The sequence below is a fragment of the Hymenobacter ruber genome (assembly GCF_054783255.1).
In genome coordinates, this window is the sequence record NZ_BAAGQX010000002.1 from 1,056,273 (window position 1) to 1,081,519 (window position 25,247).

17 protein-coding genes are annotated in these 25,247 nt (G+C 62.5%); 10 read left to right on the top strand and 7 right to left on the bottom strand.

The genetic code is table 11. The features are described 5' to 3' along the window. Nucleotides 1-85 precede the first annotated feature (85 nt). Nucleotides 86-550 carry a hypothetical protein gene (locus tag ACYVM5_RS05145; RefSeq protein WP_460617062.1) on the top strand — a complete coding sequence of 155 codons (465 nt, stop codon included), beginning with the start codon at nt 86-88 and terminating at the stop codon, nt 548-550. A 117-nt stretch (nt 551-667) separates the two neighbouring features. After that, nucleotides 668-1,162, top strand: coding sequence for a hypothetical protein (locus ACYVM5_RS05150; protein ID WP_460617063.1), 495 nt, complete (start codon nt 668-670; stop codon nt 1,160-1,162). 70 nt (nt 1,163-1,232) lie between these two features. Here the strand turns inward: ACYVM5_RS05150 and ACYVM5_RS05155 are convergent, their stop codons facing one another. Beyond that, the gene (locus tag ACYVM5_RS05155) at nt 1,233-2,870 is read right to left on the bottom strand and encodes an FAD-dependent oxidoreductase (RefSeq protein WP_460617064.1); all 1,638 of its coding nucleotides are present in this window, start codon (nt 2,868-2,870) and stop codon (nt 1,233-1,235) included. 121 nt (nt 2,871-2,991) lie between these two features. Further along, nucleotides 2,992-4,386, bottom strand: coding sequence for an asparagine--tRNA ligase (gene asnS, locus ACYVM5_RS05160; RefSeq protein WP_460617065.1), 1,395 nt, complete (start codon nt 4,384-4,386; stop codon nt 2,992-2,994). Nucleotides 4,387-4,585: 199 nt separating this feature from the next. Between asnS and rpoN the strand changes: the two genes are divergently transcribed. Together rpoN and ACYVM5_RS05170 are read left to right on the top strand one after the other, a co-directional pair. After that, nucleotides 4,586-6,175: an RNA polymerase factor sigma-54 gene (rpoN, locus tag ACYVM5_RS05165; protein WP_460617066.1), complete on the top strand. Its 1,590-nt coding sequence runs from the start codon at nt 4,586-4,588 to the stop codon at nt 6,173-6,175. 155 nt (nt 6,176-6,330) lie between these two features. After that, nucleotides 6,331-9,102 carry a response regulator gene (locus ACYVM5_RS05170; protein ID WP_460617067.1) on the top strand — a complete coding sequence of 924 codons (2,772 nt, stop codon included), beginning with the start codon at nt 6,331-6,333 and terminating at the stop codon, nt 9,100-9,102. A gap of 62 nt (nt 9,103-9,164) precedes the next feature. Here the strand turns inward: ACYVM5_RS05170 and ACYVM5_RS05175 are convergent, their stop codons facing one another. Then, complete coding sequence (locus ACYVM5_RS05175) at nt 9,165-11,189, bottom strand: hypothetical protein (RefSeq protein WP_460617068.1); 2,025 nt, start codon at nt 11,187-11,189, stop codon at nt 9,165-9,167. A 250-nt stretch (nt 11,190-11,439) separates the two neighbouring features. On the opposite strand from ACYVM5_RS05175, the gene ACYVM5_RS05180 reads away from it, so the two are divergent. Next, complete coding sequence (locus ACYVM5_RS05180; RefSeq protein ID WP_460617069.1) at nt 11,440-13,518, top strand: OmpA family protein; 2,079 nt, start codon at nt 11,440-11,442, stop codon at nt 13,516-13,518. Nucleotides 13,519-13,590: 72 nt separating this feature from the next. Here ACYVM5_RS05180 and ACYVM5_RS05185 read toward each other — a convergent pair whose 3' ends face one another. After that, nucleotides 13,591-14,019 carry a DUF4844 domain-containing protein gene (locus ACYVM5_RS05185; RefSeq protein WP_460617070.1) on the bottom strand — a complete coding sequence of 143 codons (429 nt, stop codon included), beginning with the start codon at nt 14,017-14,019 and terminating at the stop codon, nt 13,591-13,593. 236 nt (nt 14,020-14,255) lie between these two features. After that, nucleotides 14,256-15,731, bottom strand: coding sequence for a proline--tRNA ligase (gene proS, locus ACYVM5_RS05190; RefSeq protein ID WP_460617071.1), 1,476 nt, complete (start codon nt 15,729-15,731; stop codon nt 14,256-14,258). Nucleotides 15,732-15,994: 263 nt separating this feature from the next. Here proS and ACYVM5_RS05195 point away from each other — a divergent pair, with 263 nt between their 5' ends. After that, on the top strand, nt 15,995-17,434 hold the full coding sequence (locus tag ACYVM5_RS05195; RefSeq protein WP_460617072.1) for a hypothetical protein: 1,440 nt from the start codon (nt 15,995-15,997) through the stop codon (nt 17,432-17,434). 76 nt (nt 17,435-17,510) lie between these two features. After that, nucleotides 17,511-19,079: an OmpP1/FadL family transporter gene (locus tag ACYVM5_RS05200; protein WP_460617073.1), complete on the top strand. Its 1,569-nt coding sequence runs from the start codon at nt 17,511-17,513 to the stop codon at nt 19,077-19,079. Nucleotides 19,080-19,158: 79 nt separating this feature from the next. Here ACYVM5_RS05200 and ACYVM5_RS05205 read toward each other — a convergent pair whose 3' ends face one another. Further along, entirely contained in the window at nt 19,159-20,181 is a 1,023-nt protein-coding gene (locus ACYVM5_RS05205; RefSeq protein WP_460617074.1) for a hypothetical protein, read from the bottom strand. A gap of 102 nt (nt 20,182-20,283) precedes the next feature. On the opposite strand from ACYVM5_RS05205, the gene ACYVM5_RS05210 reads away from it, so the two are divergent. Then, entirely contained in the window at nt 20,284-22,518 is a 2,235-nt protein-coding gene (locus ACYVM5_RS05210; protein WP_460617075.1) for a S9 family peptidase, read from the top strand. Nucleotides 22,519-22,635: 117 nt separating this feature from the next. Here the strand turns inward: ACYVM5_RS05210 and prmC are convergent, their stop codons facing one another. Beyond that, nucleotides 22,636-23,493: a N5-glutamine methyltransferase family protein gene (prmC, locus tag ACYVM5_RS05215; protein WP_460617076.1), complete on the bottom strand. Its 858-nt coding sequence runs from the start codon at nt 23,491-23,493 to the stop codon at nt 22,636-22,638. 55 nt (nt 23,494-23,548) lie between these two features. Here prmC and ribD point away from each other — a divergent pair, with 55 nt between their 5' ends. Both ribD and ACYVM5_RS05225 read left to right on the top strand, forming a co-directional pair. Next, a complete protein-coding gene (gene ribD / locus ACYVM5_RS05220) occupies nt 23,549-24,583 on the top strand; it encodes a bifunctional diaminohydroxyphosphoribosylaminopyrimidine deaminase/5-amino-6-(5-phosphoribosylamino)uracil reductase RibD (RefSeq protein WP_460617077.1) in 1,035 nt (344 codons plus the stop codon). 81 nt (nt 24,584-24,664) lie between these two features. Continuing rightward, nucleotides 24,665-25,147: a GAF domain-containing protein gene (locus ACYVM5_RS05225; RefSeq protein WP_460617078.1), complete on the top strand. Its 483-nt coding sequence runs from the start codon at nt 24,665-24,667 to the stop codon at nt 25,145-25,147. The last annotated feature ends 100 nt before the right edge of the window (nt 25,148-25,247 follow it).

Here is a 25,247-nt window from a genome sequence, read left to right on the forward strand (position 1 = left end):
CAACTTGTTAGCACCAGTTGCAGTATAAAGCGCCCGGCTCATTGTTTGGGCCGGGCGTTTGCTTTTTTGCTTTAATTATTTTCCTATGAAAATCATTCGCACCGTGCTCTGCGCCATGTTGGTTGGAGGCGCGGGCCTCGCAGCCGCACCAGCAGCCCAGGCCCAAATCAACATCAATATCAACCCGCCCAGCTGGGGACCGGCCGTGCCGCAGGGCTCGCAGTACTACTACATTCCCGAAACCGACGGCTTCTACGATGTACCGGCCCGCCAGTACGTGGTGCGGCGCAACGGCAAGTGGCTGCGCACCGGCACGCTTTCGGGCTACAACACGGCCAATTTTCACCCGGTTGTGGTCGACTATGTGGGGGCCGAGCCCTGGTCGCGCTACGACGAGTACCGGGGCAAATACGCTAAGCCGGGCGGCAACCCGCACGGCCTGTCGCCTGGCCAAGCCAAGAAAATGTACCGCAACGATGACCACCACGACGGCGACCATCACGACGACGACCATGGCAAGGGCCACGGAAAAGGCAAAGGCAAGCACTAAGCCGCCGTATGTCAGCGAAGCCCCGTCCTACCGGCGGGGCTTTTTGCTGCATCAGGATTTGGCATCTTCCTTGCGAACAGAGCCGTATTACCCCATCATTTCACTTCGTAAAAAGACATGAATTTCCTCCCCAAAACCCTGTGCGTGGCGCTGGTCAGCATGTTTGCGCTGGCCCTGGCCCCGGCCGCCAAAGCCCAGGTCAATGTGAACGTGAACGTTGGCCAGCCCGCCTGGGGGCCGCCCGTGCCCCAGGGCACGCAGTTCTACTACATCCCCGAAATCGACGGCTACTACGACCTGTATGCCCAGCAGTACATCGTGTTTCGCAACGGCCAGTGGGTGCCCGTGGCCGTGGTGGAGGGCTACGACCCCTACCAGTTCCATCCCGTGGTGCTCGACTACCGGGGCCGCCAGCCCTGGGTGTACGTGGGCGCACACCGCGACCGATACCCCCGCCGCGTAGTGGTGGTGCAGCCCCGGCCGGTCATTGTGCGCCAGCGCGGCTTGCCCCCCGGCCAGGCCAAAAAGCTCTATCGGGAAGGCTACCGCGAAGGCCGGCAGGACGACCGCGGCCACGGTAACGGCCACGGGCGCGGCCATGGCCGCGACTAAGCAAATTTTCAATCACTGGAAACAAAAAGGCTGCCCGAACGGGCAGCCTTTTTTTGTTGAAATCTCAGCTTCATCCAGCATTCCCGGCCAGCGCGGCCCAATCGGTTTCGGGGCTGATGCCCGCCAGACCGGGCATCTTATTTTGGCTGAATAACTCCGTAATGTAGAGCATGGCCGTATCGCGGCCCATGCCAGCCACGGCCGTAATTTCGCCTGCCAGCACGTAAAAAGCCAGGAAATCCAGCTTCGCAACATCGCCGTGGTAGCTGATGGTGTCCCAGTGCTCGGCGTGGCCAGCGTAGCGGAGGCTTTTGCCGTACTGCTGCGTCCAGAAAAAGGGGGCGGCAGTGAAGTTCTGCTGCTGGCCCAGCATGTTGCGCGCGGCTATCTGGCCGTGTTGCTGGGCCAGGCGCCAGTGCTCAATGCGCGTGGGCGCGCCAGCGGTAGCCAGCGGGAAACGGGCGATATCGCCAGCGGCGTACACGTTTTTGGCGGCCCGCAGCTGCGCATCGACGGGCACGCTGCCGTCTTTTTCCAGGGCGAAAACATCCTTGAGAAAATCGGTGGCCGGGCGCACGCCCACGCCCAGCACCACGGCCTCGGCGGGCAGGATTTGGCCGGATTTCAGTTGCACGCCGCTCACAGAGCCGCCCTCGCCCAGCAGGGCAGTTACCTCGGCTTCGGCTTCAAACTTCACGCCTTTCTCCTGGTGCAATTGGCGGAACATTTGCCCGATTTCCGGCCCCAGCACCCGCTCAAACGGCACTTTATCCTGCGCTACCACGGTCACCTGCCGCGTGTCGCTGATGAGGCTGCTCGCCGCTTCCATCCCAATAAAGCTGGAGCCAATGACGACGACTTGCCTGGCCTCTTTGGTGGCTTTCAGGATGGCATCCGCGTCGGCCTGGGTACGGAGGGTGAGCACGCCGGCCAGGTCGTGGCCCGGCAGTTTGGGGAGTTTGTTGGCCGTGCCGCCGAGGGCCAGCAGCAGCTGGTCGTAGCGCAGCGGCGGGTGGTTTTCGAGCTGGATTTCCTGCCGGGCCACATCCAGGCCGGTGGCGCGGGTATTTAGTAGCAACTCAATGCGCTGCTGCTGGTAGAAATCCGGCTGGCGCAGGGGCAGCGCGGCCGGCTGGGCCTTGCCGGCCAGGTAGGCTTTGCTGAGCTTGGTGCGGTCATAAGGCGCATTTTCATCGGCCGAAACCAGTACCAGCCGGCCCTGAAAGCCTTCCCGCCGCAACGTCTGAGCCGCAAACTGGCCCGCTGCCCCACCGCCGAGGATGACGAACGTGCGCGCATCGGCTGGGGCCGGCACTGCGGGCGCGGGCGGAGTGCCGCCCACTTCGGCGGTTGGCGTGGCGTCGGGCTTGTCGGTGCTGGCGGGCGGGTTAGCGGGCAGTTGCACCAGAATGCGGCCGCTGGCCTCGCGCACGGCAAAAGTAGGCAGGTCGTCAAGGGCCGGCGGCTCGCAGAGGTGGCCGTTTTCAACCTTGAAGCAGGCGTGGTGCCAGGGGCAAATCAACTTCCCTCCTACCACTTTGCCTTTCTCCAGCGGCGCGCCGTAGTGCGGGCAGTGCGCGGCAAAGGCGCGCACCTGGCCCTGCTGGCGCGTGAGCAGCACCGGTGGGCCATCGTTGGGCGTGGGAAAGGCTTTGAGGCCGCCTTTGGGCAGACTGGCGGAGTCGGTAAGGTCGATTTCGGGAAGCATACGCGGCAAGGAGTTGGTGCCAGGTAGCAACGGGCGGCGGGCCGGTGGGGTTAAGCAGGCACAAAAAAAGCGACCCCGGCGGGGTCGCTTTTTTGCAATTCAATATCCGTAAGTACAGGGCTTAAAACGCCGCGTTCTTGGGGTAGCGCGGGAAGGGAATCACGTCGCGAATGTTGCTCATGCCGGTCACAAACAGCACCAGGCGCTCGAAGCCCAGGCCGAATCCGGCGTGCGGCGCACTGCCGAAGCGGCGGGTGTCGAGGTACCAGTCGAGGTCTTCGGCGGGCACGTGCATCTCGGCCATGCGGGTGGTGAGTTTGGTGTAGTCCTCCTCGCGCTGCGAGCCACCGATGATTTCGCCGATGCCGGGAAACAGCACGTCCATGGCGCGCACGGTGCGGCCGTCATCGTCCAGCTTCATGTAGAAGGCCTTGATTTCCTTCGGGTAGTTGGTGAGAATGACGGGCTTCTTGAAGTGCTTCTCCACCAGGTAGCGCTCGTGCTCCGACTGCAAATCGGTGCCCCAGTCAACCGGGAATTCGAACTTCTGCTTGGCCGATTTCAGAATTTCAACGGCCTCGGTGTAGGTGAGGTGCTGGAAGGCGTTATCCACCACAAAGTTGAGGCGCGTGAGCAGCTCCTTGTCGTACTGCTCGTTGAGGAAGGCCAGGTCGTCGGCGCAGTTGGCCAAGGCATACTTAACCAGGCTCTGGAGGAAGTCCTCGGCCAGGTCCATGTTTTCTTCGAGCTCGTTGAAGGCCACTTCGGGCTCAATCATCCAGAACTCGGCCAGGTGGCGGGCGGTGTTGGAATTCTCGGCCCGGAACGTGGGGCCAAAGGTATAGATACTGCCCAGCGCCATAGCCGCCAATTCGCCTTCGAGCTGGCCGCTCACAGTGAGGTTGGTTTGCTTGCCGAAAAAGTCTTGGGTGAAGTCCACCGAGCCGTCTTCGGTGCGGGGCGGGTGCTCGGGGGGCAGCGTGGTCACGCGGAACATCTGGCCCGCGCCCTCGGCATCGGAACCGGTGATGATGGGCGTGTGGACGTAGTAGAAGCCGTGGTCGTTGAAATACTGGTGCACGGCGAAGGCCAGCGCGTGCCGGATGCGCAGCACCGCCCCAAACGTGTTGGTGCGCGGGCGCAGGTGGGCGATGTCGCGCAGGTGCTCCAGCGAGGTGGCTTTCTTCTGCAGCGGGTAGGCTTCGGCATCGGCCGCGCCCAGCACCGTGACTTCGGTGGCCTGGATTTCGACGGCCTGGCCTTTGCCCTGCGAGGCCACCAGCTTGCCGCGAATGGCCACGGCGGCCCCGTTGCTCACGTCCTTGAGGCTCTCCTCGGGGAAATTCCCGGCGTCGGCCACGGCCTGAATGGTGTGAATCGTGGAGCCGTCATTCACGATGATGAACTGCACGTATTTGTTGCCGCGGCGGGAGCGAACCCAGCCTTTGACGAGAACTTCGCGGTCAAGGTCCTGGCTGGCCAGGAGTTCTTTGACGGTGGACCGTTTGAGGGACATAACTTGCGGGGAAGCGGATGAATCGGCAAAGGTAGGCCGATTAGGCGGTAGCACGGAATGTAGCGCGGACTTTGTAGTCCGCGGGTGGTGGGCAATGGGTTGTTCACTCGCGGACTACAAAGTCCGCGCTACACTAACTTTTCATGCCAAACTTTAGTAAAACGGACCTCCGCCGCCCGCATTCCGTACTTTCGTCATTATGCAACGCCTCGACTTAAAACAGCTCCTTTCGCAAAAGCTTAGCCCGCAGCAGATTCAATTTATCAAGCTGCTGCAAATCCCGACGGCGGAGCTGGAGACGCGCATCAAGGAGGAAATGGAGGTGAACCCGGCGTTGGAAGAAGACGAGCCCGACGACTCCGAAGAGCTGGACCGCGACGATGACGACAGCGACGACTCAGACGACCCGGACGCCAGCCTCGACAACGACGAAAACACGCTGGATGAGGACTTTGACGACCGCAGCAGCTCCGACACCGAAACGGCCGAAGAAATGCCCGAGCCTGACCTGGCGGCCAAAGAAGACCTGGCTTCGACGGATGACTCCCCCGACAACACCGACCTCGACCTCAGCGACTACCTCAACGACGACGAAATAGCGGGCTACAAGATGCAGGGCGACGGCCCCGGCGAGGAAGAGGAGCGCGACACGCCCCTGGCCGACACCAGCGGCTCGCTCCTGGACTCGCTGCTCGACCAGCTGCATTTTGCCGATTTGGACGAGCGCCAGGAGGCCATTGGCCAGCAGCTCATCGGCTCGATTGACGGCGACGGCTACATCCGGCGCGACCTCTCAGCTATTGCCAACGACCTGGCTTTTAGCCAGAACCTGGAAGTGACGGTGCCCGAGATTGAGGCGGTGCTGCGCGTGGTGCAGCAGTTCGACCCGCCCGGCATTGGGGCCCGCGACCTGCCCGAGTGCCTACTGCTGCAACTGGAGCGCCGCCCGCAGGACGAGAATACAGTGAACGCCGAGCGCATTCTGACCGATACGTTTGAGGAGTTCAGCAAGAAGCACTACCCGCGCATTCAGCAGAAGCTGGACCTGGAAGATGACGAGTTGAAGGAAGCCATCAACGTCATTCTCAAGCTGAACCCGAAGCCGGGCGGCAGCGGCCCCAGCGGCCTGGGCAAGACCCAGTACCTGATGCCGGACTTCATCTTGACCAACGACAACGGCGTCTTCAACCTGACCCTGAACGCCCGCAACGCCCCCGAGCTGCGCGTGAGCCCAGCCTACACCGAGATGTTCCGGACCTACGACAAGGCCGCCAAGAAGGACACCAAAATGAAGGAAGCCGTGACCTTCGTGAAGCAGAAGCTGGACTCGGCCAAGTGGTTTATCGACGCCATCCGGCAGCGGCAGAACACGCTGCTGCGCACCATGAACGCCATTGTGGAACTGCAGCGCGACTTCTTTGCCGAAGGCGATGAGGGCAAGCTCAAGCCCATGATTCTGAAGGATATTGCCACGCGCATCGGGATGGATATCTCGACGGTGAGCCGGGTGGCGAATTCAAAATCCATCCAGACGGAATTCGGGATTTATCCGCTCAAATACTTCTTCTCCGAAGGCATTGCCACCGATTCGGGCGAGGATGCCAGCAGCCGCGAGGTAAAGAGCATTCTGAAAGACCTCATCGGCAAGGAAAGCAAGGAGCGGCCGCTGAGCGACGACAAGCTGGAAAAAATGCTCAATGCCCGGGGCTACAACATTGCCCGCCGCACGGTGGCCAAGTACCGCGAGCAGCTGAACATTCCGGTGGCCCGGCTGCGCAAAGAGCTGTAAATCTTCGATTAACATTTATCAACTCGCATTTACCAGTACATCACCAAGAGCCCAAAGCCCGGGGCAGTTTCTATCTTTGGAGGATTACTGCTGAGGCAATTGTTCCGCAGCGGGCAGTCGGCGCTGGTGTAGGCCTGTTAAATGTGAATTGATAAATGGTAAATGACCTTCCTACCGACGCGGCCGCACTGCGAGAGCTGCTACTGGCTGAGCGTGCCCGCCGTGAGCAGGCCGAAGCCCAGTTGCCAAGCGTGCTCGCGCTGAGCCGCACCCCCGAGCTTAACCCCAACCCCGTGCTGCGGGTGAGCGCCACGGGGCAGCTGCTGTACGCTAACTCGGCGGCCGGTTTCATGGCGCGGGAGCTGGAATCTAATGGGCCGTCGCGGCTGAGGCCGCTGCTGGTGCAGGCCACCACCAGTGCCCTGCACGCCGGGGGCATTCAGCAACGCGAAGTCATGGCCAACAGCCAGCATTTTCTGCTGTCGGCAGTGCCGGTGCTGGAAGACCAGTCCGTAATGCTCTACCTCACCGACATTACAGCGCAGCGGCGGGCCGAAGAAAATCTGCGGGAGCAGTACTCGTTCTACGAATCGGTAATGTCCCACCTACCGGCTGTGGTGACGGTGCTCGACCCCGACCAGCGCTACCGCTACGTGAACGCCTACGCCGAGCCTGACCCTGCCCGGCGGCAGGCCCGCATCGGCCTGACATTTGCCGACCACTGCGCCAGGCAGGGCCTGCCCCAGGAGCTTGCCGTGCGCCGCCGCCGCCTGTTTGACCGGGCCGTGCAAACCCGCGCCCTGGTGAACTGGGAGGAGCGCTGGCCCGGCACCAGCACCGAAGACCACCACCACTGGCTGTGCTACTACCAGCCCGTGTTCGGGCCCGACGGGGTGCTGCGCCAGGTGATGTGCTACGGCCTCGACATCACCAATCTGCGCGAGGCCGAGGCCCGCACCCGCGAGAGCGAGGCCGCCGCCCAGGCCCAGCAGTCGTTTACCAACCTGGTGCTCGACCTCAACCCCAACCTCATCTGGGTGCGCGATGCACAAGGCTACACCGTATTCGAGAACGCCGAAATGCAGGCCTGGCGTCGCCTCATTGCGGAGCTGGCCGGCGCGCCCAGCATGGAGGCGGGCATGAGTAAGGAGGAAATTCAGACCTCGGTGATGGCCGACCAGGAAGTGTTGCGCACCGGCCAGGCGCTCACCATTCAAACGTCCATCACGCTGGCCAACGGCGAGGTGCGCTGGCTGCAAACCGTGCGCTGCCCGCTGGTGCTGGCCGACGGCACGGCCCAGGTATTGGGCGTGAGCACCGACATATCGGCCCTGAAAAACGCCCAGCACGCGGCCGAAGCCGCCGCTACGGCCCGCGAGAACTTCCTGGCCAACATGAGCCACGAAATTCGCACGCCGCTGAACGGGGTGCTGGGCATGACCAGCCTGCTGGCCAAAACCGGCCTCGACGAGCAGCAGCGTAATTACACAGCGGTGATTCAGCACTCGGGCCGGCACTTGCTGAACGTGGTGAACGACGTGCTCGACATGGCCAAAATCACTTCCGGCAACCTGGAGCTGGAAAAAGCCGCCTTCAACCTCTGCGACTCGATGGCCAGCGCCAGTCAGCCGTTGGTGATGCAGGCCGAGGAAAAAGGCATTCGGGTGGTGGGCACCATGCTGCGGGATTCCTGCCCCCACCCCTGGGTGCTGGGCGACTCCTACCGCCTCAACCAGGTGCTCATTAACCTGCTTTCCAACGCCATCAAGTTCACGCCGGTGGGCGGCACCGTGACGGTGGGCGGCCACTACGTGAGCGAGACCGAGGACACGCTCACCACCGAGTTCCGGGTGACGGACACCGGCATCGGCATTGCCGCCGACAAGCTGGAGAGCATCTTCCAGGAATTCACCCAGGCTTATGCCGACACCACCCGGCAGTTTGGCGGCACGGGCCTGGGCCTGAGCATCAGCCGGGCCCTGGTGGCCCAGATGGGCGGGCAACTCACGGTGCAGAGCGAGCCCGGCAAGGGCAGCTCCTTCGCCTTCCGCACCACCCTGCCCAAGGCCAGCCCCGAGGCCCGGCAGGCCGCCCTGGCCCCCCTGGCGCCGGTGCAGGAGGCGGCCGTGCGCGGCGCGCGCGTGCTGCTGGTGGAAGACAACGCCGTGAACCGCGAGGTGGCCCAGCTGCTGCTGGAGGCCCACGGCGTGACGGTGGACGAGGCCGCCAGCGGCATCGAAGCCCTGGAGCTGTTCGAGCTAAACCGCTACGACGTGGTGCTGATGGATATTCAGATGCCCGGCATGAACGGGCTCGAAGCCACGGCCCGCATCCGCGCCCACGCCGATGCGCGGCGAGCCGCCACGCCCATCCTGGCCCTCACGGCCAATGCCTTCCGGGCCGATGCTGAGAAGTACCACGCCGCCGGCATGAACGACACGCTGCCCAAGCCCTTCGACGAGGCCGAGCTGCTGAGCAAGCTGGCTTCCTTGATTGCCGGAGTACCCGGCCCGCTGGTGGAGGTGCGGCCCGCCACGGCCGCTGTGCCCGCGCTGCCTGCTACCGCAGCGGCTTCGAGTGCCGTGCCGGCCGCCGCGCTCTTCGACTTGGCCCTGCTGCACCAGACGGCCCACGGCAATGCCACGTTTATCAACCGGATTCTGACTTCCTTTCATACCAACACGCCCGCCAGCGTGGCCGACCTGCACGCCGCCCTGGCCGCCGCCGACTGGCCCGCCGCCGCCGCCGTGGCCCACAAGCTGCGGCCGTCGCTCAAGCTCATCGGGGCCGGGCAGCTGATGCCCCTGATGGAAGTGCTGGAAAGCAAAACCAGCGCCGAGGCCGACCGCCAGCAAGCCACCCAGGCGCTGGCGGCCGGCCTTACTGAGTTGCTGGCGGCATTGCCCACGGCCGTGCCCGCTGCTTAATGCAAACGCATCCGCCACGGAAGTAGCGAGAGCGTTTGGCCCTAGATAGGTGCCAAGCACTGCTACCGCCGCCCTACCCGCCACTCAGCCGCCAGCTCGAAATACGGCAGCACCCGCCGCGTCTCCTGCGCCAAGTCCACGGCCGTGTAGCTGCTGCCCGAAAAGGCCCCTTTGCCCAGCGAGTAGGCCGAGTACGTGCGCAGCCATTGTAGCCAGATGCTGGCCGTGAGGTTGAAGCCAGCCGTGGCGCGGCGCTCCACCGCCACTTCCGGCCCCTGCTGCCGCGTGATGCCGTGCAGGTAAATAAGCTGCGACGCCGGCCCGGTGGGGTTGTCGAGCAGCAGGGCGGCGCGGCCGTAGTTGCGCTGCTCCAGCAGGCGGTAGCCCAGGCGCAGGCTGGTGCTGCCCCGCTTGCCAATCCAGCTTTGCCGGCCGCCGATGGACAGGTCGTGGGTCACGCTGGTATCGAGCGGGCTCTCGCGGAAGCGCGTCCAGTCCAGTTGGCCCACGCGGTTTTCGCGGCGCTGGTAGTCGGCCAGCAGCAGCAGGCGGGGCCGCAGCTGATAGGTGATGCTTTGGGATTGTTCAAGCACGCGGCTGGCGCGGTTGCGGGCCTGCTCGGCGGCCTGGTCGCGCACCTGGTAGCTCACCCAGAGGTGGTAGTTCGAACGGATGCTCCACTTGCCTGGCGCCCAGGTGAAGCCCGGCTCCCAGTGCAGCAGGTGGTCCACGTAGTTCTCGGCGCTCTGGCTGGCCCTGATGAAAACCGTCTGGCGGTACTCGCCCGCCACCCCCAGCGTGGTGCGGAAGGCCCCGGCCCAGCGGCCCGTCCAGGTCAGGCGCAGCAGGTGCTGGGCCTCGTCGCGGGTCTGTTGGTTGTCCTTACTGGGGGCATCCACGCGCAGCAGCTGGGCCGTGCCCAGCAGCGCCAGCGCATGGCGCGGGCTGGGCAGCCAAGTCAGGTTGCCCAGCCACAGGATGGTTTGCTCCTGGATGTCCTTCACCTGCTCGCGGGCCAGGGCGGCGGCCAGACGCGGCACGCTCAGAAAGCGGGAGTTGTCGAGGTAATACGACCGGGTGCGCTCGCGGTAATTGAAGCTGATGGACGACTGCAGCTTGGGTCGGGCAAAGCGCAGCTCCTGCCGGGTGTCCAGCTCGCGCTGGCGGTAGCCCACGTCCTGCAAGGTATCGGCCCGTTCGCCCAGCCGCCGGTACCGAAAGGCCCGGTTGGGCAGCAGCAAACTATTGTCCGAACGCAGCGTGGCAAACTCGTTAATTCGATACGAAGCCCCCGCCTGCACCGCCACCGTATCGGACTGAATGCGCTGCACCGAACCCAGCAGGTAATCCTCGGCGCGGTTGGTGCGGTAGCCCAGCCGGCCCTGCACCACCAGCGGCGCACCTTCCAGAAAGGCCTGCTCGCCGGCCGCCTCGGCCACCAGCCGCTGCATGGTGCGGGGGCCCAGGCGGGCACGGGTGCCCAGCACGCGCACCGCCAGCGGCGCGGCCGTGGGACCATTGAGGAAGTACAGCGCCGCCGCATCGAACCCAAGGGCGAAGCCGGCGTCTTCGCGGCCGTTGCGGCGGTCGGTGGCCAGGCCACCCAGTATTGTGAGGCGCATCTGGCTCAGCGTATCGGTGGGCGAGGCGGCACGCAGGCGGCGCTGATAGCCCAGGCGGCTCAGCCACAGGCCGGTGCGGGTGGCATTGGCCCGGCTTTGGTCGTAGTGAAACTGCTGGCCCAGCTGCCAGTGGTTGGCCGCGTCGAGGGTAAAGACGTCGGCCACATCGGCCCCGTAGTCTTCCCGCACGAAGGGCGGCGTGCCCCGCGAGTCGTAAATCATGTCGGTGCCCACGCGGTAGCGCAGTTGCTGGCGCGCCCCCAGTTGCAGGTAGCCCCGTGCTCCGCTGGTTTGTACAAAGGTGCTCACGCCCACCCGCCGCGCCCGGGCCACCAGCAGCAGCGCCGTATCGGCCCCGGCCGGCCGCAGCCCCCGAAATACCGGCCCAAACGCCGTAGCGCCCACCAGCACCTGCGCCCGTCCCGCCAGCGGCAGCAGCGCCAGCAAAACCAGCAGCCAGGCCACGCGCCGGCCTGCCGCCGCGCGCCGCGCTACGGTCCTCTTACCCGCCGAAAACCACCGGATTACCACGTTTGCCCGGCCCCCGACTTATTCCCTCGGCGGGCCGAAGCGGGAAGGTAATACATGGCGCGGGGAGGCTCCGAAAATAGTTTTTCGTTAGGTTAGCTGTCGAAACGCCGGCCCGTCCCCGGCCGCGCTGATGTAAATTTGCCCGGGGCCCTCATGCCACTTCTCCTTTTCTGCTATCGTTACCATGAATAGTTATCTTATCAAACGCATGCTGACGGCCACGCCGGTGGCGCTGGGCCTGCTGGCCGCTACTTCGGCCCAGGCCCAGCACGTGCAATGGGCCGCCCGCCTGGTGGCCGTGTCGTCGCAGAAATCCGAGGGCAAAGACCCGTTCTCGCCCTCACAGGTGCTGGGCGTGCCCAACGCCCTGCCGCTGGGCCAAATCAGCAACGATGCCTGGATTCCGCGCAAGGAGGGCCCCAATGAGTTCATTGAAGTGCGCTTTGCGCGTTCGGTGGCGGCCCAGCAGGTCACCATTGTCGAGAACTTCAACCCCGGCTCCATCACCAAAGTCGAGCTGGTGGATACCAAAGGCGTGCACCACGAAGTGTATTCCAACGACAACCCCGGCCCCCTGCCCGAGCCCTCGCGCACGCTGGAAGTGAAATTCCCGGCCGCCGAGTACCGCACCTTGGGCGTAGTGGTGCGCATGAATACGGCCAAAGTCGAAGGCATCAACCAGATTGACGCCATCGGCATCGCCGACGTGGCATCAACGATGGTGAAGCAGGCCTTTACCGGCGAGAAAGGCCCCGATGCGGTGAAATCCAGCCAGTTCGATTCCTCGCTGGTGAACCTGGGCCCGAACGTGAACACCCGCTACGTGGAAACCCACCCGGTTATCTCGCCCAACGGCCGCACGTTGTACTTCGCCCGCGAAAGCAACCCCGATAACGTGGGCGGCAGCCGCGACCCACAGGACGTTTTCGCCTCGGCCCTGCTAAGTGGTAAAAACAAAACCTGGGGCCTGGCCAAAAACGTGGGCGGCCCCGTGAACACCCCCGACGACCCCAACGGCATCGCCTCGGTGTCGGCCAACGGCCAGAATGCCATCCTCATCAACATCTACAACCGCGACGGGACCATGGACCCGCTCGGGTGCAGCCTCACCAAGCATACCCGCATGGGCTGGACGCAACCGGTGCCGCAGGTCATCAAGGACTTCGTGAACCTTGATAAGGAGCACGTCGACTTCTTCCTGGCTACTTCGGGCAAAGCCCTGCTCATGGCCGTGGAGCGGCCGGACGGCCTGGGCGGGCAGGACCTCTTCGTGAGCTTCCCGGTGCCCGAAATGAACAACACCTGGACCAAGCCCAAAAACCTGGGTCCGAACGTGAACACCGCCAAATCAGACTTCGCCCCCTTCCTCGCCGCCGATGAAAAGACCCTGTACTTCGCCAGCGAAGGCCGGGGCGGCTACGGCAAGTCGGACATCTTTTATAGCAAACGCCTCGACGATACCTGGACCAATTGGAGCCCGCCCCGCAACCTGGGCCCGGTAGTGAACTCGCCCGATTTCGACGCCTACTACACCATTTCGGCCGCCGGCCAGGATGCTTACCTGGTGTCGTCGCGCAACGGCACGAACGGCTCCAAGGATATTTTCCGCATCTCGCTGGCCCCCGCCTTCCAGCCCGAAGTGGTGACGCTGGTAACCGGCAAAGTGCTGGATGTGAACACCGGCAAGCCCATCCGGGCCATCATTCACTACGAAAACCTGCTCACGGGTGAGGAAATCGGCGTAGCCGAAACCGACCCGGTGGATGGTTCCTACACCATCGTGCTGCCCAGCGGCGTGCAATACGGCTACCGTGCCGAAGCCAAAGGCTACATCGCCGAAAACGCCAACCTCGATGTAACGGCCAAGGACAAATATTCCGAGCAGAAGCAGGACCTGTTCCTCGTGCCCTTCAACGTGGGCCAGACGGTGAAGATGAACAACATCTTCTTCCAGCAAAGCAAGTACTACCTCACCACCAACTCCTATCCCGAATTGCTGCGCCTCATCCGCATCATGAAGGATTACCCGACGGTGGAAATCAAGCTCTCGGGCCACACCGACAACCAGGGCGACCCGGCCCTGAACCTCAAGCTCAGCCAGGACCGCGTGAATGAGGTGAAGAAATACCTCGGCAGCCACGGCATCAAGGCTGAGCGCGTGACCACCGAAGGCTTCGGCGATACCAAGCCCATTGCCAGCAACGACCAGGAAGAAACCCGCGCCAAGAACCGCCGCGTGGAGTTCACCATCACCAAGAAGTAAACCCGGCCCCACCGAATGCAAAAAAGCCCCGACACGCACTGTGTCGGGGCTTTTCTTATAGTAAGAATGCCGCTACTGCCGCGCTTTGCCGGCCGCACCCACGAAAGCATCCAAGCGGCCTTCGGAGCTTTCCAGACCCACAATTTCCATTAGCTCCTGGAAATATTCGGCCACTTGCTGGCGGTCAGTGGCAGTCTCGGTGAGCGGCGCTACGCGGGCCAGGCCGTTGTCCAGGCACTTGAGGTAGGCCTCCTTGGTGGGCTGCTCCTTGGTCACGCGCAGGAAATCATCGGCCGAAATAACGAGGTAGCGGTTGAGTTCGGGCCGCACTTCGGCCTGGGCTTTGGTGGCTTTGCCGGCCTTGGCTACTTCGGCTTTGGTGAGTTCTTTCAGGTCTTCGAGTTGGGTGATGGCTTGGGCTGGCACCTGAATTTTGCCCGTCTGGGCATTGGCGGCCAGGGTGCCCAGCGTCAGCAGTCCGGCGAATATGGCATGTTTCATAGTAATGCGGTAAAATGTTATGGAAAGATGATGAAATGGCTAATTCGAGGTTATCAGGCAAGATAATTCTCTCCGAAGGTACTAGTGAACAGACATACTATCCTCTTTAGGCCGACTATCAGGCGCAAAAAATTGTCATTCCGACGCAGGAAGAATCTGATGAAAAGCGTTATTCAACGACCTCACTTAGATTCCTCCTGCGTCGGAATGACAGTTCAGGCAACAGCTAACCCGACCTAGTAAGCGCGGGCGAAGTAGGCGCGGCGCGGGCTGGGCTTGCCCGTTACCATGCAGATGCCTTCTTCGTCGGCCTCGTTCAGGGGCAGGCAGCGCACGGTGGCTTTGGTTTCTTCTTTGATGCGCTCTTCGGTTTCGGAAGTGCCGTCGTAATGCGCCAGCAGGAAGCCGGGCTCCTCGTCCAGCATCCGCTTGAACTCGTCGTAGCTATCCACGCGGGTAGTGTGGGCAGTGCGGAAGTTTTTGGCGCGCTCGTAGATGTTGGTTTGGATGTCGGTCAGCAGCTGGTCCACGCTAGCCACGATGTCGGCCAGGGGCAGGCTCATTTTCTCCTTGGTGTCGCGGCGCACCACTTCCACCATGCCGGCGTCGAGGTCGCGCGCGCCGATGGCCAGGCGCACGGGCACGCCCTTCAGCTCCCACTCGGCAAACTTGAAGCCAGGGCGCTCGGTGTCGCGCGCGTCCAGCTTCACCGAAATGCCTCGGGCCAGCAGGCCCATCTGAATGGGTTTGATGCGCTCCAGCAGCGCATCAAGCTCGCCCGTTTTGTAGATGGGCACGATAACCACTTGGATAGGAGCCAATTTAGGCGGCAGCACCAGACCTTCATCGTCGGAATGCGCCATCACGAGGGCGCCCATCAGGCGCGTGCTCACGCCCCAACTGGTGCCCCACACGTGCTCGCGCACACCTTCCTTGTTGGCAAACTGCACATCAAACGCTTTGGCGAAGTTCTGGCCCAGGAAGTGGCTGGTACCAGCTTGCAGCGCCTTGCCGTCCTGCATCAAGGCTTCGATGCAATACGTGTCCTCGGCTCCGGCGAAACGCTCGTTGGGGGTTTTCACGCCCTTCACCACGGGCAAGGCCATGTGCTCCTCGGCAAACTCGGCGTACACGTCCAGCATCTGGCGGGTTTCGGCCACGGCTTCCTCGGCGGTGGCATGGGCGGTGTGGCCTTCCTGCCACAGAAACTCGGCGGTGCGCAAAAACAGGCGGGTGCGCATTTCCCAGCGTACCACGTTGGCCCACTGGTTGATGAGCAGCGGCAGGTCGCGGTAGCTCTGCACCCAGTTCTTGTATGTGCTCCAGATGATGGCCTCCGAGGTGGGGCGCACCACCAGCTCTTCTTCCAGCTTGGCGTTGGGGTCCACGCGCAACTTGCCCGGCTTGTCGGGGTCGGTCTGGAGGCGGTAGTGCGTCACCACGGCGCACTCTTTGGCGAAGCCTTCGGCGTTTTTTTCTTCGGCTTCAAATAAGCTTTTGGGTACGAAGAGCGGGAAATACGCGTTTTCGTGACCGGTGCGCTTGAACATATCGTCCAGCTGGCGCTGCATTTTTTCCCAGATGGCATAGCCGTAGGGTTTGATGACCATGCAGCCGCGCACGGCCGAGTTCTCGGCCAGGCCGGCCCGCTTCACTAACTCATTGTACCAAAGCGAATAATCTTCCTGGCGGGTAGGCAACTTTTTACTCATGGGAGGCATCTTAGGGGTAATTGAAAAAGTTCCCGGATTTGGTACAGGATTTGAATTGACCTTGGGGCACCGTTTCGGGGTCAAATTACGTTATTAAAGTGCGGACCTCCTTGCGGAAGCTATTTGCACCCGGGGCGGCAGCGAGCAGCTTATTCTCCAATATTATTTGTTGGCTTAGCCCCGATTTCGAACCGCTTCATCCTGCTTCCACCGTATAGTCCGTTACTTTACAGAAAGCCTTCCCATCCTTACCTTTTTTCATCATGAAAAACCTGCTCACCGCCTGTTTGCCCGCTTTGGCCCTGTTTGCGCTGGGCGGCTGCGCGGGTACTTCGGCCCTCACTTCGTCGGAAGACGATGGGGTCTATTACTCCTCCAAAGACCGCACCACGGCCGTGGTCAGCTCCGCGCCGGCACCGGCCGCCAACAACGAGGAGGCCAACCCGGACTATAACGGCGGTTCCACCAACTCGTCGTCGGCCCGGCAGAATAACTCCGGCTCCGACCAGTACTACGACAACACGTACACCTACATGCGCGGCGTGCCCGGCTACGGCTCGTCGAGCTACTACGGCCCGGGCCTGAGCTCCTACTCTCCCTATAGTCCTTACACCAGTCTGGGCTACAGGGGTTATGCCTATGGCGGCGGGGCCTGTGGCTTTTCGCCGTATGCTTACGGCGGCTACGACCCTTTCTATAGCTCACTCTACAGTCCGTTTGGCTACGGATATGGTTACGGCTCGGGCCTGAGCATCAGCTTTGGGTTTGGCCGGCCGTTTGGGTATGGTGGTTATGGCGGCTACTACGGGTACAGTCCGTTTGGCTACGGGTACAGCCCGTATGGTTACGGCTATAGCCCCTTCGGCTACGGCGGTTACGGCGGCTATGACCCTTATTACTACAGCAGCCCTTACTACGGCGGGTATTATGGCCGGGGCGGCTACTACGGCAGCGTATACAACGGCGGGGGGTTCAACAACAATGGCGTTAACAGCGGCCCGGGCACTGTTCGGACTTATGGACACCGCAACGACCGGGCTTCGGACGGGCGGTATTCTTCGGGCACTGCGGGCGCTGTGCCCGGCACCGCCACTCCTGGCACGGCAAATGGCGGTGGCCGCGGCCGCAGCACCGAGCGCATCATGTCAAACACCCCGGAATCGATGCCAATGAGCACTGCTGATGCCGTGGGGCGCACCCGTAGCGAAGCCGTTTCGGCATCGCCGACAGCTCAGCCCATGCGCGCCAATGACTCCTACAACCAGCCCCAGCGCATGGACGACAGGCCGCGCTACCGCAACATGGACCCGCAGCCCGCCATTGGCGCGCGCCCGGAGCAGGGCCAGATTACGGGCGACAACAGCCGGGGCCGCATGCGCACCGCCGAGGAGGCCACGCCGCAGGGCAACGGGCAGATGCAGCCAGCCGCTGCGCCACAGGATGGTCAGCGCCGTCGCGGGGGCTTCTTCCAGAATGTGTTTGGCGAGCCAATCAATAACGGCGGTGGTCAGGCGGCCGAGCAGCCCCGCCAGCGCACGTATGACCAGTCGCAGCAACAGCGCAGCTACGACCAGCCCCGGCAGCGCACCTATGAGCAGCCGCAGCAGCGTACCTATAGCCAGCCCTCTTATTCTGCCCCGTCGACTCCTTCCTATGGCGGCGGCGGTGGCGGAGGTGGCGGCGGCCACCGGGGCCGTGACTAACTGCTAAGCTGTATTTCTGCAAAATATTCTCAAGTGAGCCGGCCCTTCGGCTGGCTCCTTTTCTTCCACCCCACCCATGAAAAAACGGATAATCTGGCTTAGCCTGGCCCTCGTAGCAGGGCAGGCAGGCCACGCCTTTGCCCAAGATGCCAGCGACGCGCTGCGCTATTCCCGCCTGCAATTTGGAGGGCCGGCCCGTACACAGGGCATTGGTGGGGCCAACGTAGCCCTGGGAGCCGATTTTGGTAACCTCACCAGCAACCCGGCTGGCCTGGGCATGTACCAGAAATCAGAGGTGCATTTCACGCCCGGCATCGGCATCGGCCAGAGCGATGCCCGCATTGACGGTGGCCCCACCGCCTCGCAAAGCGCGGAGAAAAACAGCCTGCACGTGGCCAGCCTGGGTGGGGTATTCACTACCCGCCGCCCCGACAACGACCAGACCTCCGAGTGGCGGGGCGGGGCTTTCGCCCTGGGCTTCAGCCGGGTGGCCGACTTCAACTCAGCGTCGAGCTACCAGGGCACCCTCAATAACAATCAGTCGTACCTGTCGCGCCTGCAGCCCGCAGCCGATGCGGCTCGGGGCGCCACTGCCTTTGCCGACCTGGACAAGCAGGCCAGTTCCGGCACGTACACCTCCAACCTGGGGCTGGCTTACGGGGCTTATCTGGCCAATATCCGCAGCTCCCGCACGGGAGCCGATTCGGCCGTGGTGCTGCGTAAGCAGGGCAATACCCTCACCCAGGGCGAAACGCTAACCACTTCGGGCTCGATTTCACAGTTCGACATTGGCTACGGGGCCAACTACCGCGACCGGCTGTACATCGGCGGCGCCATCGGCATTGTGAGCTCCAACTACACCCAGTTGCGCACGCTCACTGAGGCCGACAATGACCCTAACACCCATTTCAACAGCCTGACCAGCAACAGTCAGCTCAAGACCTCGGGCAAAGGATTTAACGCCCGAGTAGGGCTTATCTACCGTGCGTTGGACAATCTGCGGGTGGGAGCGTCGGTGCAGACGCCCACGTTTATGCAGCTGACCGACACGTATAGCGAGACCCTGACGGCGAACTACAGTGCACAGGGCACCGACCGCGTCCCGAGCGACCTACCGATTGGGGATTATTCGGCGTCGCTGCCCACCAACGACTACGCCTATACCATCACCACCCCTTTTCGGGCGAATGGTGGGGTGGCGTACACACTTGGCAAGCATGGTTTTCTGACCGGCGATATCGAGTATGTGGGCTACGGGCAGGCGCGCCTGCACAACGACTCGCAGAATGCCAACGGCGACAATTACTCCTTCGCCACCGAAAACAGCGACATCCAGGCCCGCTACAAAAACACGGTCAACCTGCGCTTCGGGTCCGAGGGCCGCTTCGACGTATTCCGGCTGCGGCTGGGCTACGCCCGCTACGGGGACCCGTACAAGGCAGACACCAACAACGAGCGGTTGCAAAGCTTCTACACGGCGGGGGCCGGCCTGCGCCAGGGCAACTTCTTCCTGGACGCAGCGGTGGTGTACACCACCGTCGACCAGCTCTACACGCCCTATTCTCTCAACAACGGCTTGCAGCCCGTCATCAAAGTGAATGGCAACCGCTACACCACCAGCATCACAGCAGGCATCACCTTTTAGTCGAAGCTTAGATTTAGATACTGAATAAAAAGGGCTGCCCTGTACTGGGGCAGCCCTTTTTTCTGTTTGCCAACGGCGGCTACTTCTGCACCCGCACGGTGCAGGTGAGCACCGGAGCCGAACCCAGTACGAGGTCGGAAACGAGCAGCAGGCCGTAGCGCTCCGTAGTACCATCGGTAATTTTGAAGGCCAGCACCTGGCCTTTTTTCAGCGGCCCGGTGTAGAAGGCATTGGTGCCAAAGTTATTGTTGGTAGTGTAGCCCGCCGGAAAATCAGCCGCCGCAGCGGCCGCAAACTGGTTACTGCTAAGCGCGGTAGCGTGCAGGCCGGTAACGTGCCGTTTGGTCCAGATGGCGGGTAGTCGGCACACTGCTGTATCGGTGTTGGCGGGTGCCACCAGCCCAACGGTGTTTCCCGTGCCGCCGGCCACACAAATCAGGTCCACCAAATCCTGGTTGGCCTCCACGGAGCGCTCCTGGTTCAGCACCGCGTACTTGGGCAACAGCAGGCCGTATTGCAGATTGAGGAACACACGGCTACGGTCGCGCACGCCCCGGGCTACCACGGCCCGGCGCGGCACCGGCCGCATCACCGCGGTAAAGCTGTGCAACACCACCGCCGAATCGGTTTTGCGGGCCGTGAGGCGATAGGCGCGGCTGGCCGAGGCCCCAGCTACGTCGGTGGCCGTGTATTGCCACAGCTCGGTGCCGGAGGTAGCCCGCGCCGCAAACTGATTGACAAACAGCGTTTCGCTGATGGCGTGGCCACTGGCATTGCCGGCCTGGGGCTCAATCAGCGAATCGAGGTAGATGATTTCCTTCTTGTCCGGTGCGTTTTTAGCGGGGTCGTATGACGACAGAGGCACCGGGTAGATAATGGGCGTGATGCCGGGCTCGTAGGTAACGGTGATTTTCAGGCGCTTGAGTTTATTATCGTTGCCCACGGCATACACCCGGGTCGTAAGCGTGTCGTTCGGCTGCACCGTCTTGTTGCTGGAAGTCAGCGTGGAAATACCAACAAAGTCGAGCTGAACCGGCCGGTCGGTTTTGGAGCAGGCGGCCAGCAGCACGGGCAGGCAAAGCAACAGGAGGCGAAAACGCATAATGCAAAGGTAACGGGAGCCGGGCCCCGCAACCTTGCGGCCAGCTCCTGCTACCTTTAACGTTCCGTTGCCGACCTTATTTCGATTTTGTTCTTATTCCCTATGCGTTTACGTTTTTTTGCGCTGGCGGCCCTGCTGGCGGCCAATGGCCCGGCCCTAGTGCCGGGCTTCACCCCTACCCTGCTCCACGCCCAGCAGAAGCTGCCCCTTACATTAGAAGACATCTGGGCCAAGCCCACGTTCCGCTCGGCCTCAGTGCCGGGCTTCAACTGGATGAATGACGGCCGCTACTACTCGGCCCTGGAAAACGGCAGCCTAGTGCAGTACGAAGTGACCACCGGCAAAGCCGTGCAAACCCTGGTGGCCGCCGCCGAGCTGCAACTGGCCGGCGCACCGCTCAACGTGGACGGCTATTCCTTCAACGCCAACGAGCAGAAAATCCTGTTCACGACCGGCACCGAGCCCATTTACCGCCGCAGCGCCCGCGCCAGCTACTACGTGTTCGACCGCGCCAGCAAGAAGCTAACGCCGCTGAGCGCCGGCGGCAAGCAGGGCTACGCCACCTTCTCGCCCGACGGCCAGCGCGTGGCCTTCACCCGCGACAACAATGTGTACGTGACCGACCTGGCCACGATGCAGGAAACCGCCGTGACGGCGAACGGTCTGAAAAACAACATCATCAACGGCTCGGCCGATTGGGTGTATGAGGAGGAATTCGGCTTCGCGCAGGGCTTTTTCTGGTCGCCGGATAGCCGGCAGATTGCCTTTTACACCTTCGACGAAAGCCAGGTGCCCGAGTACGACATGCAGGAATGGGGCGGGCTTTATCCGAAGGAATACCGCTTCAAATACCCCAAGGCCGGCGAGAAAAACTCGGTGGTGAGCGTGAGCAGCTACGACGTGGCCAGCGGCAAAACCATGAAAATGGACGTGGGGCCGGTGGCCGACCAGTACATCCCGCGCCTGCAGTGGACGCGCGTGCCCAACACCGTCAGCATCCAGCGCCTGAACCGTTTGCAGAACAAGCTCGAAATTCTGCACGGCGATGTGACCACCGGTAAAACCAAAGTGGTGCTGACGGACACTAATCCGGCCTACGTCGAAATCAACGATGATTTGAACTACCTCGAAGGCGGCAAGCAATTCCTGTTTACCAGCGAAAAGGACGGCTACCAACACCTCTACCTGCACGACATGGACGGCAAGCCGGTGCGCCAGCTCACGAAGGGCAACTGGGAAATTTCGGCCATCAACGGCTTCGACCCCAAAACCGGCAACGTGTACTACACCAGCACCGAGGGCTCGGCCCTGCAGCGCCATTTGTACCGCATCAACCTAAAAGGCGGCGACAAAAAGCGCATCAGCGAGGCCGGCAACGGCACCGACGTGGTGAACATGAGTCCCGACACCAAGTATTTCCTGAACGTGCACTCCTCGGCGGGCGTGCCCACGGTGACCAGCCTGCGCGAGGGCAGCACCGGCAAGCTGGTGAAAACCCTGGAGGACAACGCCAAATTGAAGGAAACGCTGACCCAGTACGACCTCGGCAAGCTCGAATTCCTGACCTTCAAAACCAGTGAGGGCGTGGAGCTGAACGCCTGGATGATTAAGCCCAGCAACTTCGACCCCGCCAAGAAATACCCCGTGCTGATGCACGTCTACGGCGGCCCCAGCTTCGGCACCAGCAGCACCCAGACGGTGCTCGACAACACCGGCGGCGGCACCGCTCTCACCAACTACCTCTGGCACCAAATGCTGGCCGAAAAGGGTTACATCGTGGTTTCGGTGGAAAACCGGGGCACCTCGGGCCGGGGCTCGGCTTTCCGCAAAGCCACGTATGCCAACCTGGGCAAGCTCGAAACCATTGACCAGGGCGAAGGTGCCAAGTACCTCGCCACGCTACCCTACGTGGATAAGTCGCGCATCGGCATCTGGGGCTGGAGCTACGGCGGCTACATGACCTCGCTGGCCATGACTAAGAATGCCGACCTCTTCAAAATGGGCATCGCCGTGGCCCCGGTCACGAACTGGCGCTACTACGACACCGTGTACACCGAGCGCTACCTCAAGACGCCCCAGGAAAACCCGGGCGGCTACGACGACAATTCGCCCGTGCAGTTCGCCCAGAACCTGCGCGGCAAGTTCCTGCTCGTGCACGGCACCGGCGACGACAACGTGCATTTCCAGAACTCCATCGCCTTCGTCGACGCCCTCATCAAGGCCAACAAGGACTACCAGACGCTGTACTACCCCAACCGCAACCACGGCATCTCGGGCGGCAACACCCGCCTGCACCTCTACCGTCAGATGACGAATTTCGTGCTGCAGAATTTGTAGGCTTTTAGCTGGCGCTGAAGCCCCCTCTGTCATCCTGAACGTGAAGGACCTTACCACGATTGAGCAAGTTGTTCAACCGTGGCAAGGTCCTTCACTGCGTTCAGGATGACAATGGCCTTACCGGCGCGTGCCGCGTACTATTCGCGCTTTGCCAAACATGTCGGGCAGTACGCGCACATCCTCAAAATCCTCCGGCGTGAGCAACGACGCCGTTTCAGCCCCCAGCGCCTCGTTGATTTCCAGACAAATACTCCCACCCGCGCGTAGCAGTACCCGCCCCACTTCGGCCAGCCGACGGTAGAACAGCAGCGGGTCGGCATCGGGCACGAACAGTGCGGTGGCGGGCTCCCAGGCCAGCACGTTGTCGCGCATTTCGGGCCGCTCGCTTTCGCGCACGTAGGGCGGGTTGCTTACCAGAATATCAAGCGAGGCGGGGGCGATTTTTTGGGGTAAGCTATTCAGAATATCAATCTGCTCAAACGCTACCTGCGGCGCAAATCGGGCCGCGTTGCGCCGGGCCACGACCAGTGCTTCGGCCGAAATATCCGCGGCCAGCACCTCGGCGGCGGGCAGCAGGCGAGCCAGCGCCAGTGCCAGGCAGCCCGAACCCGTGCCCACGTCGAGCACGCGCAGGCCCACCCGGCCCGTCTGCTCCTGCTTGATGAGGTACACCAGCTCTTCGGTTTCGGGGCGCGGAATGAGGGTGGCGGGCGTCACCTCCAACTCCATATCGGCGAAATAGGCAGTGCCCAGCACGTACTGCACCGGCTCATGGGCCAGTAGGCGCGCCAGGAGCGGCTCCAGCGCGGCTTCCGCGCCGGGCGCGATGGGCTGCTGGGCCTCCGTCATGCGCTTCAGGGAATCCATTTGCAGCAGGTGCTCCGCCACCAAAGCCGCGATGGCCTGCGCTTCGGAGACGGGGTAAATGGCTTGCAGCGCCGTGGCAATGGAGGTGGTGAATTGGCGGACGTTCATTGGGGCAAAGGTAGCGCTGCGCCCCAGCGGCAGCCCGTTCGTTACCTTCGCGCCCATGAAAAACGATGATGCCCTGTTCATGCGCCGCGCCCTCGATTTGGCGCTGCTCGGCACCGGCCATGCCCGGCCCAACCCCTTGGTAGGCTGCGTGGTAACGCACGAAGGCCGCATCATCGGCGAGGGCTGGCATCAGCAATACGGCGGCCCCCACGCCGAAGTAAACGCTCTGGCTTCGGTGGAAAACCAGGAACTCCTGAAAAAAAGCCGCGTCTATGTGACGCTGGAGCCCTGCGCCCACCACGGCAAAACGCCGCCCTGCGCCGATTTGCTCATTGCCAAAGGTGTGCCCGAGGTGATGATTTGCAATGAAGACCCTTTCCCACTGGTAGCAGGACGTGGCATCGAGAAACTCCGCGCTGCTGGCGTACACGTCGAAACCGGCCTGCTGGCCGAGGAAGGCCGCTGGCTGAACCGGCGCTTCTTCACTTTTCACGAGAAAAAACGCCCCTATCTGGTGCTGAAATGGGCTGAAACGGCCGACGGCTTTCTGGCCGGACGCTACTTCCAGCCGGTCCAAATCAGCGGGCCGCAGGCGGGGCTGCTCACGCACAAGTGGCGCACCGAGGAGCAGGGCATCCTGGTGGGCACGCGCACGGCCTTGCACGACAACCCCCGCCTGAGTGCCCGCGACTGGCCCGGAGCCCAGCCCACGCGCCTCGTCATCGACAAAAACCTGAGCCTGCCGCCCACCCATAACTTGCTCGACGGCTCGCAGCCCACCCTCATCTACACCTACCGCCAGCCCTATCACAAGGCCAACCTCGACCTCGTGCACCTCTCCGAAGCCGACGACCTCATGCCCCAGGTCATGGCCGACCTATATCAGCGCCAAATCCAATCGGTGCTGGTCGAAGGCGGCCCCACGGTGCTCAACGCGCTGATAAATGCCGGAATGTGGGACGAAATCCGGGTTTTCCGCTCGCCCATGAAGCTGGGCCAGGGCATTGCCGCCCCGCGCCTGGGCCACGGCGGCCTGCACTCAGTCGAAAACGTTGGAACGGATGAACTGTTCTGGTACGTGAATAAGTAGCGCGGACTCTTAGTCCGCGAATGCGCTTTCAAAATCAATCTATAAAAATCCACTCGCGGACTAAAAGTCCGCGCTACACTCATGGCCGAAACCCTCGCCCTCGACACCACGCTCACCAAAGCCGAGCAATACCGGCTGCTGCTGCCCCAAATCGAAGCCCTCACCACCGGCGAACCCGACCTCACCGCCAACCTCGCCAACACGGCTGCCGCGCTACGCCAGGCATTCGGCTTTTTCTGGGTCGGCTTCTACCTAGTGAAAGGCGAAGAGTTAGTGCTCGGCCCGTTCCAGGGTCCGATTGCCTGCACGCGCATCCGTCATGGCAAGGGCGTGTGCGGGGCCAGCTGGGCGCGGACCGCAACCGTCCTCGTGCCCGACGTGGAAGCCTTCCCCGGCCACATCGCCTGCAGCTCCGACTCGAAATCAGAAATTGTGGTGCCCATCCTCAAAAACGGCCAAGTGGTGGCCGTGCTCGATGTCGACAGCGACCAGCTCAACGATTTCGACCAAGACGACCAAGCCGCGCTGGAGCAGTTGATGCAGCTGGCCGCCACTTGGTTCTGACCACGGATTCGCTCGGATTTTTCGGATTGCACGGATTTCGTGGACGGCGCATGTACCAGTGCTTAGAATAAAAAAGGCCACCTCGCGGTGGCCTTTTTTG

Bases quoted from the DNA above. Each gene is read 5' to 3' on its own strand.
- ACYVM5_RS05145 (WP_460617062.1), top strand. From the start codon at position 86: ATGAAAATCATTCGCACCGTGCTCTGCGCCATGTTGGTTGGAGGCGCG.
- ACYVM5_RS05150 (WP_460617063.1), top strand. From the start codon at position 668: ATGAATTTCCTCCCCAAAACCCTGTGCGTGGCGCTGGTCAGCATGTTT.
- ACYVM5_RS05155 (WP_460617064.1), bottom strand. From the start codon at position 2,870: ATGCTTCCCGAAATCGACCTTACCGACTCCGCCAGTCTGCCCAAAGGC.
- asnS (WP_460617065.1), bottom strand. From the start codon at position 4,386: ATGTCCCTCAAACGGTCCACCGTCAAAGAACTCCTGGCCAGCCAGGAC.
- rpoN (WP_460617066.1), top strand. From the start codon at position 4,586: ATGCAACGCCTCGACTTAAAACAGCTCCTTTCGCAAAAGCTTAGCCCG.
- ACYVM5_RS05170 (WP_460617067.1), top strand. From the start codon at position 6,331: ATGGTAAATGACCTTCCTACCGACGCGGCCGCACTGCGAGAGCTGCTA.
- ACYVM5_RS05180 (WP_460617069.1), top strand. From the start codon at position 11,440: ATGAATAGTTATCTTATCAAACGCATGCTGACGGCCACGCCGGTGGCG.
- ACYVM5_RS05185 (WP_460617070.1), bottom strand. From the start codon at position 14,019: ATGAAACATGCCATATTCGCCGGACTGCTGACGCTGGGCACCCTGGCC.
- proS (WP_460617071.1), bottom strand. From the start codon at position 15,731: ATGAGTAAAAAGTTGCCTACCCGCCAGGAAGATTATTCGCTTTGGTAC.
- ACYVM5_RS05195 (WP_460617072.1), top strand. From the start codon at position 15,995: ATGAAAAACCTGCTCACCGCCTGTTTGCCCGCTTTGGCCCTGTTTGCG.
- ACYVM5_RS05200 (WP_460617073.1), top strand. From the start codon at position 17,511: ATGAAAAAACGGATAATCTGGCTTAGCCTGGCCCTCGTAGCAGGGCAG.
- ACYVM5_RS05205 (WP_460617074.1), bottom strand. From the start codon at position 20,181: ATGCGTTTTCGCCTCCTGTTGCTTTGCCTGCCCGTGCTGCTGGCCGCC.
- ACYVM5_RS05210 (WP_460617075.1), top strand. From the start codon at position 20,284: ATGCGTTTACGTTTTTTTGCGCTGGCGGCCCTGCTGGCGGCCAATGGC.
- prmC (WP_460617076.1), bottom strand. From the start codon at position 23,493: ATGAACGTCCGCCAATTCACCACCTCCATTGCCACGGCGCTGCAAGCC.
- ribD (WP_460617077.1), top strand. From the start codon at position 23,549: ATGAAAAACGATGATGCCCTGTTCATGCGCCGCGCCCTCGATTTGGCG.
- ACYVM5_RS05225 (WP_460617078.1), top strand. From the start codon at position 24,665: ATGGCCGAAACCCTCGCCCTCGACACCACGCTCACCAAAGCCGAGCAA.